11 protein-coding genes are annotated in these 8,588 nt (G+C 70.4%); 6 read left to right on the top strand and 5 right to left on the bottom strand.

What is annotated here, in order from left to right; genetic code table 11:
- Positions 1-201 precede the first annotated feature (201 nt).
- The 4 genes from AC31A1_RS40900 to AC31A1_RS40885 form a co-directional block, all read right to left on the bottom strand.
- A complete protein-coding gene (locus tag AC31A1_RS40900) occupies positions 202-516 on the bottom strand; it encodes a hypothetical protein (RefSeq protein WP_489658155.1) in 315 nt (104 codons plus the stop codon).
- Between the two features lie 204 nt (positions 517-720).
- Positions 721-1,134 (bottom strand): arsenate reductase ArsC, encoded by a 414-nt coding sequence (locus AC31A1_RS40895; protein ID WP_489658154.1) that lies wholly within the window; start codon positions 1,132-1,134, stop codon positions 721-723.
- Positions 1,135-1,162: 28 nt separating this feature from the next.
- The gene (locus tag AC31A1_RS40890) at positions 1,163-1,885 is read right to left on the bottom strand and encodes an aquaporin (RefSeq protein WP_489658153.1); all 723 of its coding nucleotides are present in this window, start codon (positions 1,883-1,885) and stop codon (positions 1,163-1,165) included.
- Positions 1,882-2,268, bottom strand: a complete 387-nt coding sequence (locus AC31A1_RS40885) for an ArsR/SmtB family transcription factor (RefSeq protein ID WP_489658152.1) — start codon at positions 2,266-2,268, stop codon at positions 1,882-1,884. The genes AC31A1_RS40890 and AC31A1_RS40885 overlap by 4 nt, the downstream gene beginning before the upstream one ends.
- A gap of 82 nt (positions 2,269-2,350) precedes the next feature.
- Here AC31A1_RS40885 and arsM point away from each other — a divergent pair, with 82 nt between their 5' ends.
- The 3 genes from arsM (at position 2,351) to AC31A1_RS40870 (ending at position 4,555) form a co-directional block, all read left to right on the top strand.
- Complete coding sequence (gene arsM / locus AC31A1_RS40880) at positions 2,351-3,142, top strand: arsenite methyltransferase (RefSeq protein WP_489658151.1); 792 nt, start codon at positions 2,351-2,353, stop codon at positions 3,140-3,142.
- Positions 3,143-3,152: 10 nt separating this feature from the next.
- On the top strand, positions 3,153-3,545 hold the full coding sequence (locus AC31A1_RS40875; RefSeq protein ID WP_489658150.1) for an arsenate reductase family protein: 393 nt from the start codon (positions 3,153-3,155) through the stop codon (positions 3,543-3,545).
- A gap of 320 nt (positions 3,546-3,865) precedes the next feature.
- On the top strand, positions 3,866-4,555 hold the full coding sequence (locus AC31A1_RS40870) for a hypothetical protein (protein ID WP_489658149.1): 690 nt from the start codon (positions 3,866-3,868) through the stop codon (positions 4,553-4,555).
- A gap of 3 nt (positions 4,556-4,558) precedes the next feature.
- On the opposite strand, the gene AC31A1_RS40865 is transcribed toward AC31A1_RS40870, so the two are convergent.
- The gene (locus AC31A1_RS40865; RefSeq protein ID WP_489658148.1) at positions 4,559-5,422 is read right to left on the bottom strand and encodes an alpha/beta fold hydrolase; all 864 of its coding nucleotides are present in this window, start codon (positions 5,420-5,422) and stop codon (positions 4,559-4,561) included.
- A 103-nt stretch (positions 5,423-5,525) separates the two neighbouring features.
- Here AC31A1_RS40865 and AC31A1_RS40860 point away from each other — a divergent pair, with 103 nt between their 5' ends.
- The 3 genes from AC31A1_RS40860 (at position 5,526) to AC31A1_RS40850 (ending at position 8,253) form a co-directional block, all read left to right on the top strand.
- Complete coding sequence (locus AC31A1_RS40860; protein ID WP_489658156.1) at positions 5,526-5,963, top strand: MarR family winged helix-turn-helix transcriptional regulator; 438 nt, start codon at positions 5,526-5,528, stop codon at positions 5,961-5,963.
- A 256-nt stretch (positions 5,964-6,219) separates the two neighbouring features.
- On the top strand, positions 6,220-7,248 hold the full coding sequence (glnII, locus tag AC31A1_RS40855) for a glutamine synthetase (RefSeq protein ID WP_033284207.1): 1,029 nt from the start codon (positions 6,220-6,222) through the stop codon (positions 7,246-7,248).
- An 84-nt stretch (positions 7,249-7,332) separates the two neighbouring features.
- Positions 7,333-8,253, top strand: a complete 921-nt coding sequence (locus AC31A1_RS40850; protein ID WP_489658147.1) for a DUF6891 domain-containing protein — start codon at positions 7,333-7,335, stop codon at positions 8,251-8,253.
- Positions 8,254-8,588: the final 335 nt, after the last annotated feature.

Below are 8,588 nucleotides of genomic sequence, written 5' to 3'. Positions count from 1 at the left end.
TGTTGGAGTAGGGGTGCCGATATCGGGGGCCGGAACCATCAGCCGTCCGGCGTTTTGGGCACCGGCCGGCATCATCCAGCCCGTCCGGCGCTTGAGGACGAGGCCGTTCAGGCCGAAGCGGGGGTCTGGGGGCGGCAGCCCCCAGGGACCCTCGCACCAGCGCCGGGCGCCGAAAAGACACACGGCACCCGGCGCCACCCCTCAGCGCGAGTACCGCATCAGCGCCCGCACCATGTGACACGTCGTGTCGGACGGCGCGTGGACGCCGATCAGTTCGGCCGTGCTGCGGATCGTCTCGTTGCGGGCCTGGTTCGGGACGTACACGCCCGAGTCGAGCAGGGCGATGGCCAGCCGCATCGCCTTGAGGCGGCGGTTGTGCATGACGTACCAGTCCCTCGGGCGTCCGGGCGGCAGCGGGCGCTTCTCCACGGGCACGTAGGGCAGGTCGAGCTGGACGGAACGCTTCGCGGTGGACTGGGTCGGCAACGGCTTCGGCTTCAGTGCGGCAGCGGGCACGGACATCCTCCTGTCGCGGTCAGGGCGCCGTCCGGACCGCCCGGCGACACCCTCGAACACTGCTCCCAGTTTACTGCCCGCCACTGACATCCGGCGAACCCGGAACGCCCATCAAATCCCCAGGTGGGAAAGGATATTACCGTCGTGTCACGCAAGCTCCGGGAGGTATGCGTGAGGCGGCATCAAATTCGAACAGAGTGGCCCTCAGGCCTGTAGTACGTCCGCGATCAGCCCCCGGACGCGGCGCTCGATCGCGTCCCGGATCGGCCGTACGGCTTCGACGCCCTGCCCGGCGGGGTCGTCGAGCCGCCAGTCGAGATAGGTCTTGCCGGGGAAGACCGGGCAGGTGTCACCGCACCCCATGGTGATCACCACGTCGGATGTCTGGACGGCCTCGGTGGTGAGGATCTTGGGGGTCTCGGCCGCGATGTCGATACCGACCTCGGCCATCGCCTCGACGACCGCGGGGTTCACCTGGTCGGCGGGGGCGGATCCGGCGGAACGGACCTCGACGCGCGGGCCCGCGAGGTGTGTGAGGAAGGCGGCGGCCATCTGTGAGCGGCCGGCATTGTGGACGCAGACGAACAGGACGGACGGGCGCGGGGCGGTCGAGGGCACGGGGAGAGTCCTTGTCTGCGGAGGGCGGTCAGGAAGAGGCGAGTTGCGGGACCGGGGCCGTGTCACCGACCGGTGCGGGGCGGCCGTAGAGGAGCGTCGCGGCGGTCAATCCGAGGGCCGCGCCCGCCAGTTGGGCCGCGATGAACGGGAGGACGGACGTGGGGGCGATCCCGGAGAAGGTGTCGGAGAAGGCGCGGCCGACGGTCACCGCGGGGTTCGCGAACGAGGTCGAGGACGTGAACCAGTAGGCCGCGCCGATGTAGGAGGCGACGGCTGCCGGGGCCAGGTGGGGGCGGCCGGTGCGTTCCAGTCCGAGGACGAGGAGGATCAGCCCGGCCGTGGCGACGACCTCGCCCAGCCACAGGTGTCCGGCGAACCGGTCGTGGGTGGAGAACTTCAGCAGCGGCTTCGCGAACATGGCGTCGGCCACGACCGCGCCGCCGATCGCCCCGGCCACCTGCGCGGGAACGTACACGGCGACATCGCGCAGCGACGGTCCGGTGCCGGTACGACGGCCCGTGAGCCAGGCCGCCAGAGTGACGGCCGGGTTGAAGTGCGCGCCGGAGACCGGCCTGAGCAGGGTGATCAGCGCGCCCAGGCCGAGGACGGTGGCGAGGGAGTTGGCCAGCAGTCGCAGGCCGACGTCGTGCGTCAGCTCGGTGGCCTGGATGCCGGAGCCGACCACGACGGCGACCAGCAGTCCGGTCCCGAGCGCCTCCGCGGCGGCGCGGCGGCCGAGGGGGATGCTCACGCCGGCGCCACGACGGTCCGCGGGGTGACCAGGAATCCGGCGAGTCGGTCCAGGACGTCGGGAAGCACCCAGTAGTACACCCACGTGCCGCGACGCTCGCAGTCGATCAGACCGGCCTGGCGCAGGAGTTTGAGGTGGTGGGAGATCGTCGGCTGGGCCAGGTCGAAGGCGGGCGTCAGCTCGCACACGCACACCTCGCCGCCCTGACCGCGCGAGGCGATCATCGACATGAGCCGTAGGCGGACCGGGTCCCCGAGGGCCTTGAACATCCTGGCCAGTTCCGTCGCACACGCGTCGTCCAGCGGTGCGGACGCCAGCCCGCCGCAGCAGGAACCGGCCGGGTCCCCGTCCTGACCGATCACCTGAAGCTCTTGTTTCGACATTCTTCTATGTTGACATTCTTCGATTCAAGGCGCAACGTTGCATCGAAGAACATCAATACAAGAGGCATACATGGAGGCAGACATGAGCGAGCACTCCACCGACCTGCGCGAAGTCGTCCGCCGTCGCTACGCCGCCGCAGCCGTCCAGGTCACCGAGGGCGGCACCGGCTGTTGCGGGCCGCAGCCGGGCGGGACCGACGACACCTTCGACGACGACACCTTCGGTTCCGCCCTCTACACCGCCGACGAACGCGGCACCCTGCCCGCCGAGGCCGTGGCCGCCTCCCTCGGCTGCGGCAACCCCACCGCCGTCGCCGAACTCCGGGAGGGCGACCGCGTCCTCGACCTCGGCTCCGGCGGCGGCATCGACGTCCTGCTCTCCGCGCGCCGCGTGGGCCCCACCGGCCGGGCGTACGGGCTCGACATGACCGACGAGATGCTCCGGCTCGCCGTGGCCAACGCCGAGAAGGCGGGTGCGACCAACGTCGAGTTCCTCAAGGGCACCATCGAGGCGATCCCCCTCCCGGCGGACACCGTCGATGTCGTGATCTCCAACTGTGTGATCAACCTGTCCGTCGACAAGCCGGCCGTCTTCGCCGAGACCTTCCGCGTCCTGAAGCCCGGCGGGCGTCTGGGCGTCTCGGACGTCGTGGCCGACGACACCCTCACCCCCGGACAGCGCGCCGAACGCGGTGACTACGTCGGCTGCATCGCCGGGGCCCTGTCCTTCACGGAGTACCGGGAGGGTCTCGAAGCGGCCGGGTTCACGGATGTCGGGATCACGCCCACCCACCCCGTCGCCGACGGCATGCACTCCGCCCTCGTCCGCGCCACCAAGCCGCTCACCCGGCCGGACGGGGCGGGTCTCGCCTAACGTGAACGCCATGGAGATCTGGATCAACCCGGCCTGTTCCAAGTGCCGCAGTGCCGTGAGTCTGCTCGATGCCGAAGGGGCCGAGTACACCGTCCGCCGCTATCTGGAGGACGTGCCGAGCGAGGACGAGATCAGGGACGTACTGGAGCGGCTCGGGCTCGAACCGTGGGACATCACGCGCACCCAGGAGGCCGCGGCCAAGGAGCTGGGTCTCAAGTCGTGGGCGCGGGACGCGAGTTCGCGGGAGCGGTGGGTGGCGGCGCTCGCCGCGCATCCGAAGCTGATCCAGCGGCCGATCATCACCGCGGAGGACGGTACGGCGGTGGTCGCCCGCAGCGACGAGGCCGTACGGGACGCGCTGTCGCGGCAGCCGGGGCCGGATTCGGGGTCGGCCTCCGAGTAGGTCATGTGGGGTGAATGTCGGCGGCGGCGGGTCGCGTCCGCCGCCGCTGGTGCCGCACGGCGGGCCCGGTCCGTCGTGTTCTACGACCAGCTGGGGCGCGGGCGTTCGGAGAAGCCCGACGACCCGGCGCTCCGGGTGGTCGACCGGTTCGTCGCCGTCACACGGGAGTTGCGCACGCAGTTGCCGACCGGGATCGGGTGCGCTGAGCCTCAATCCCCTTGTGACGCACGTCACTTATGCGACTCGTGTGTCCGCTGAGTTACATCGTTCGGTATCCCGTACATAGCGGCGTACGCTCCCCTACCCCACAGGAGACGCGCATGTCGCGCAGGAGAACTGCCAGTACGAAGAAGAAGCTGGCGCTGCTGGTCACCGCCGCGGCGGTCGCGGGCGGCGGGGCCTTCGCGCTGGCCACCACGTCGAACGCGTCGCAGTCGACGGCGCAGAACGCCAAGACGCTGTCCGCCGCGAACTCGACGGTCTGCCAGGGGCTCGCCACCGCGCTCGGCAACAACCAGAAGTTCATCGACGGTCAACGCGCCGCGCCCGACGCCCAGTCGAGCGCGCGGATCGCCAACCGCGAGGCGGTCATCGCGCAGATCAAGGTGCAGCAGAAGGCGTCGGGTTGTGCGGTTGGGGAGTCGGCTCAGGACTCCCAGGTCGCACAGCCGGCGCAGTCGGCGCCCGCGGGTTCCACCGCCACCACCCCGGCCGCGACCCCGCCGGCGGCGGGCAGCACGGGTGGCGGCAACGCCGCCGCGGGCAGCCAGGTGTGCAACGGCTCGACCGTCACGCTCTCCGGCGAGGCGGGTGCGCCCGCCGCGTCGAGCAACCAGTTCCCGGCCGGTACGACGCTGAAGGTCACCAACCTGGACAACAACAAGTCCACGACGGTGAAGGTGACGTCGGTCTCCGGCAGCTGTGTCCTGCTGAACAACGCCGCGTTCGAACAGGTCCGTGAGCCCGGCAAGTTCCTCATCCGCCGCGCTCTGATCCAGAAGGTGGGGTGACGCTCAAGGTCCGAGAAAACCGGTGAGGTGACGGCCCAGTCGCTCCGGCGCGGCATGCGGCAGCGCGTGATGAGAGACGTCCGGGAGGATGTCCGTCTCGACGCGCGGCAGCAGACCGCCCGCCCGGGCCGCCACCAGGTACGTGTCACAGGTCCTGCTGCTTCCGGCCAGAAGCAGCAGGACCGACGCGTTCAGCCCGCGCAGCGCCTCGGGCGCCGGGCGGGGACCGGTCACCGGTCTCGCGGACGGGAACCCCGCGCCCGCCTCCTGGAGACGGAGCCAGTCGGGGTCCAGCGGCACTCCCCCGGTCTCCCACTCCAGGAACGCGCGGACGCGGCGCGGAGTGGGCCGTAGCAGCATCGGCAGTGCGTGCAGCAGGTACGCCGTCTCGAACCCGGCGAAGCACTGGGTCGGGTCGAGGAGGAACAGACGGCGTACGCGGGCGGGCGCGCGCAGTGCGTAGTGCAGCGCGATCCAGCCGCCGTAGGAATGACCGCCGAGGTCCACGACCGACGCCCCCAGCCCGTCGAGCACCGCGTCCAGCCAGGCCGTCAGATCGGCCACCGTGCGCGGCCGCCGGCCGACCACCGGAACGCTGCGGCCCGGGGCGCCGATCAGGTCGACGGCGTGGACTCGGTGAGTGGCGGCGAGTTGGGCGGCCTGGGCGTACCAGGACGCCGAGGTCGCTCCCCCGCCGCCCGGCAGCAGCACGAGCGGACGGCCGTCGGCGGGCCCGCACACATTCACGTAGGTCTCCCCGAAGGGCGTCGGGACGGTCACCGCCTCCCGGTCCTCGGGCCACTTCGCCATGACCTTGTCGTAGGCGGACCCGAAGCGGCCGGGGTCGTACGTACTCCGTGTTCCCATGGTCAGCCACCTCCCTTATTATCTCGGTGAACGAGATACTCGGTGAGCGAGATGATAGCCGGAGGCAGGCGTGCCGAACCAGGGACCGGATCCGGGGCCGGAGATGGAGATGGAGATGGAGATCGTGCATCTTCTGCGGGCTGTCGCGGTCGAACTCGGCCTGCACAGCGCCCGGTTCGCGAACCAGAACGGCATGCACCCCACGGACGTACGCGCCCTGATCGCCCTCATGGACGCGGCCCGGGCCGGCGAGGAGATGACGGCCGGGCGGCTCGGCGGCGCGCTCGGGCTCAACTCGGCGGGGACCACCGCCCTGGTCGACCGGCTGGAACGGGCCGGGCATGTGCGGCGGGTGCGGAGTGAGGGGGACCGGCGCAAGGTCGTCGTCGAAGTGGACCAGCGGGCGGTCGCACTCGGGCAGGACTTCTTCGGTCCGCTCATCGGGAGCGCCGTAGAACTGCTCCAGGGCTACGACGACCGGGAGTTGACGGCGATCCGCGGCTTCCTGACCGGGGTCCGCGAGGCCGCCGCCGAGAGCTAACCCCATCGCATACGAGCCGTACGGCGGCCCCCGTCTGCGACTGCGAACAGCGGGTTCACAGCGGTCCCCCGGCGCGCCGTGCGCAGCGCACGTGAACCGCGACACAGCGCCACCAGGTAACACGGGGTTCACACTCGGGCAATGATCGGGAAATCGCATGTTGACAGGCTGCCCGGCATGAATCGCGGCGCTCCAGTGCCGCTGCGCCGCAGCACCCGCAAGTGCGACGAATGACCCACCCCGAAGGATGTGGCCCGTGACCTTCAAGGCTGAGTACATCTGGATCGACGGCACCCAGCCGACGGCCAAGCTCCGTTCCAAGACGAAGATTCTGGCCGACGACGCCAAGGGTGCGGAGCTCCCGATCTGGGGCTTCGACGGGTCGTCCACGAACCAGGCCGAGGGGCACTCCTCGGACCGCGTGCTCAAGCCGGTCGCCAGCTTCCCGGACCCGATCCGCGGCGGCGACGACATCCTCGTCATGTGCGAGGTCCTTGAGATCGACATGACGCCGCACGAGTCCAACACGCGTGCCGCGCTCGTCGAGGTCTCCGAGAAGTACGCCGCGCAGGAGCCGATCTTCGGCATCGAGCAGGAGTACACCTTCTTCGACGGCGCCCGTCCGCTCGGCTTCCCCGAGGGCGGCTTCCCGGCCCCCCAGGGCGGCTACTACTGCGGTGTCGGCGCCGACGAGATCTTCGGCCGCGAGATCGTCGAGGCCCACCTGGAGAACTGCCTGAAGGCCGGTCTCGCGATCTCCGGCATCAACGCCGAGGTCATGCCCGGCCAGTGGGAGTTCCAGGTCGGCCCGGTCTCCCCGCTGGAGGTCTCCGACCACCTGTGGATCGCCCGCTGGCTGCTCTACCGCACCGCCGAGGACTTCGGCATCTCCGCGACCCTCGACCCCAAGCCGGTCAAGGGCGACTGGAACGGCGCCGGCGCGCACACCAACTTCTCCACCAAGGCGATGCGCGAGGGCTACGACGCGATCATCACCGCGTGCGAGTCCCTCGGCGAGGGCTCCAAGCCCCTCGACCACGTCAAGCACTACGGCGCCGGCATCGACGACCGTCTGACGGGCCTGCACGAGACCGCCCCGTGGAACGAGTACTCCTACGGCGTCTCCAACCGCGGCGCCTCGGTCCGTATCCCGTGGCAGGTCGAGAAGGACGGCAAGGGCTACATCGAGGACCGCCGTCCGAACGCCAACGTCGACCCGTACCTGGTGACCCGGCTGATCGTCGACACCTGCTGCGCCGCCCTGGAGAAGGCCGGACAGGTCTGATCCCCACCCGCTTCCGCGAAGGGGCGTCCACCGTCGTGGTGGGCGCCCCTTCGCGTTGTCAGTGACGCGTGCCATCGTGGGGACATGAAGATCGACGGGGGTCTCGCCATCAAGGCCGAGACGGAGAACGGGCAGGCGCACAGCCGCATTTCGGCGCTACGGCTGCGGGAGCTGGTGGCGCGGATCGGCGGCGCCGGCGACCGTTTCCTGGTCGTGCAGCGGATACCGGACCTCCCGGACGTGTTCGCGCAGGTGTGGCACGAGGAGGGCGGAGACCACCGGCTCGAACACCGGCTGAGCGGGGACGAGTTCTACGGTACGAACCTGGACGGCGCGGACCGGGTGGCGGATCTCCTGACCGGCTGGGCACGGCAGACGGCCGGGTGGGACGCGGGCGTCGCGTGGGAGCCGGTCGACCTGGGTCCTCAGGAGGAGGTGCCCGAGCTGCCGGACGAGGTGCGGGAGAAGGTCGAGGAGCGGGTCCGGGTCCGGCTGCGCTGCGGCTACGACGACCGGAAGGTGCTGACCGAGATCGCCGAGGAGTGGCTGGCCGACGGCGACGAGCGGCCGGTGTCACGCGCCCAGGCGGCACGGCTGGTGGACCGGTTGTGGGTGGAGCGCGTGGCCGAGCAGGCGGACTGGGAGGGCGTCACCGACCCGGACCGGCTCACCCGCGCCTTCGAGGCGCTGGACGCGAGCGGCATCACGGCCCGGGAGAACTTCGCCTGCTGCCGGGGCTGCGGCCTCGCGGAGATAGGCGCCGAGCGGGAGGACGCCCGCGGTTTCGTCTTCTTCCACGAGCAGGTCACCGAGCACGCCGCCGAGGGACACGGCCTCGCGCTGCACTACGGCGGGTTCGACGGCTCGGCCGGGACCACCGCGGCCGTCGGGCACGAGGTGCTGGCCGCGCTGCGCGGAGCCGGGCTGTCCGCCGGCTGGGACGGCGATCCGGACAAGGCGATCGACGTCGTACCGCTGAGCTGGCACAAGCGGCTGGTGGGCTGAGGAGCCGGGCGTCGGCTTCACGCCAAGGAAGCGTCCAAGCTGTGAGAGGAGGGTCCTGTTGCGGGCGTGTGTCTGCTTCAATGGGCGCATGGGCAACTACCAGAAGTGCGGAGCGACGGGTCGCCATGACCTTGAGCCCTTCTGGCCTTCCCGTCAGCACCATGACTTCGACCGGGTGTGTTGTCGCGCGATGAACGCGCCGGCCCTCTAAAGCCGAAACACCCTCGGCCTCCGGCCTGCGCGACTCGACGTACGTCCCCTCGACGAACCTCTCGCGCGAAAGAGCTGACTTCTCATGGCGATCATCCATTCCCTCCCCGCTCTCCCCTCCACCT

The organism is Streptomyces sp. P5F9 (assembly GCF_057961495.1).
Note: the sequence above shows the minus strand (reverse complement) of the source record. Positions and strands in the feature narration are given on the sequence as shown.

What these genes read in the sequence shown, in the direction of transcription:
- AC31A1_RS40885 (WP_489658152.1), bottom strand. Translation starts at nt 2,268, where the DNA reads ATGTCGAAACAAGAGCTTCAGGTGATCGGTCAGGACGGGGACCCGGCC.
- arsM (WP_489658151.1), top strand. Translation starts at nt 2,351, where the DNA reads ATGAGCGAGCACTCCACCGACCTGCGCGAAGTCGTCCGCCGTCGCTAC.
- AC31A1_RS40875 (WP_489658150.1), top strand. Translation starts at nt 3,153, where the DNA reads ATGGAGATCTGGATCAACCCGGCCTGTTCCAAGTGCCGCAGTGCCGTG.
- AC31A1_RS40870 (WP_489658149.1), top strand. Translation starts at nt 3,866, where the DNA reads ATGTCGCGCAGGAGAACTGCCAGTACGAAGAAGAAGCTGGCGCTGCTG.
- AC31A1_RS40865 (WP_489658148.1), bottom strand. Translation starts at nt 5,422, where the DNA reads ATGGGAACACGGAGTACGTACGACCCCGGCCGCTTCGGGTCCGCCTAC.
- AC31A1_RS40860 (WP_489658156.1), top strand. Translation starts at nt 5,526, where the DNA reads ATGGAGATGGAGATGGAGATCGTGCATCTTCTGCGGGCTGTCGCGGTC.
- AC31A1_RS40850 (WP_489658147.1), top strand. Translation starts at nt 7,333, where the DNA reads ATGAAGATCGACGGGGGTCTCGCCATCAAGGCCGAGACGGAGAACGGG.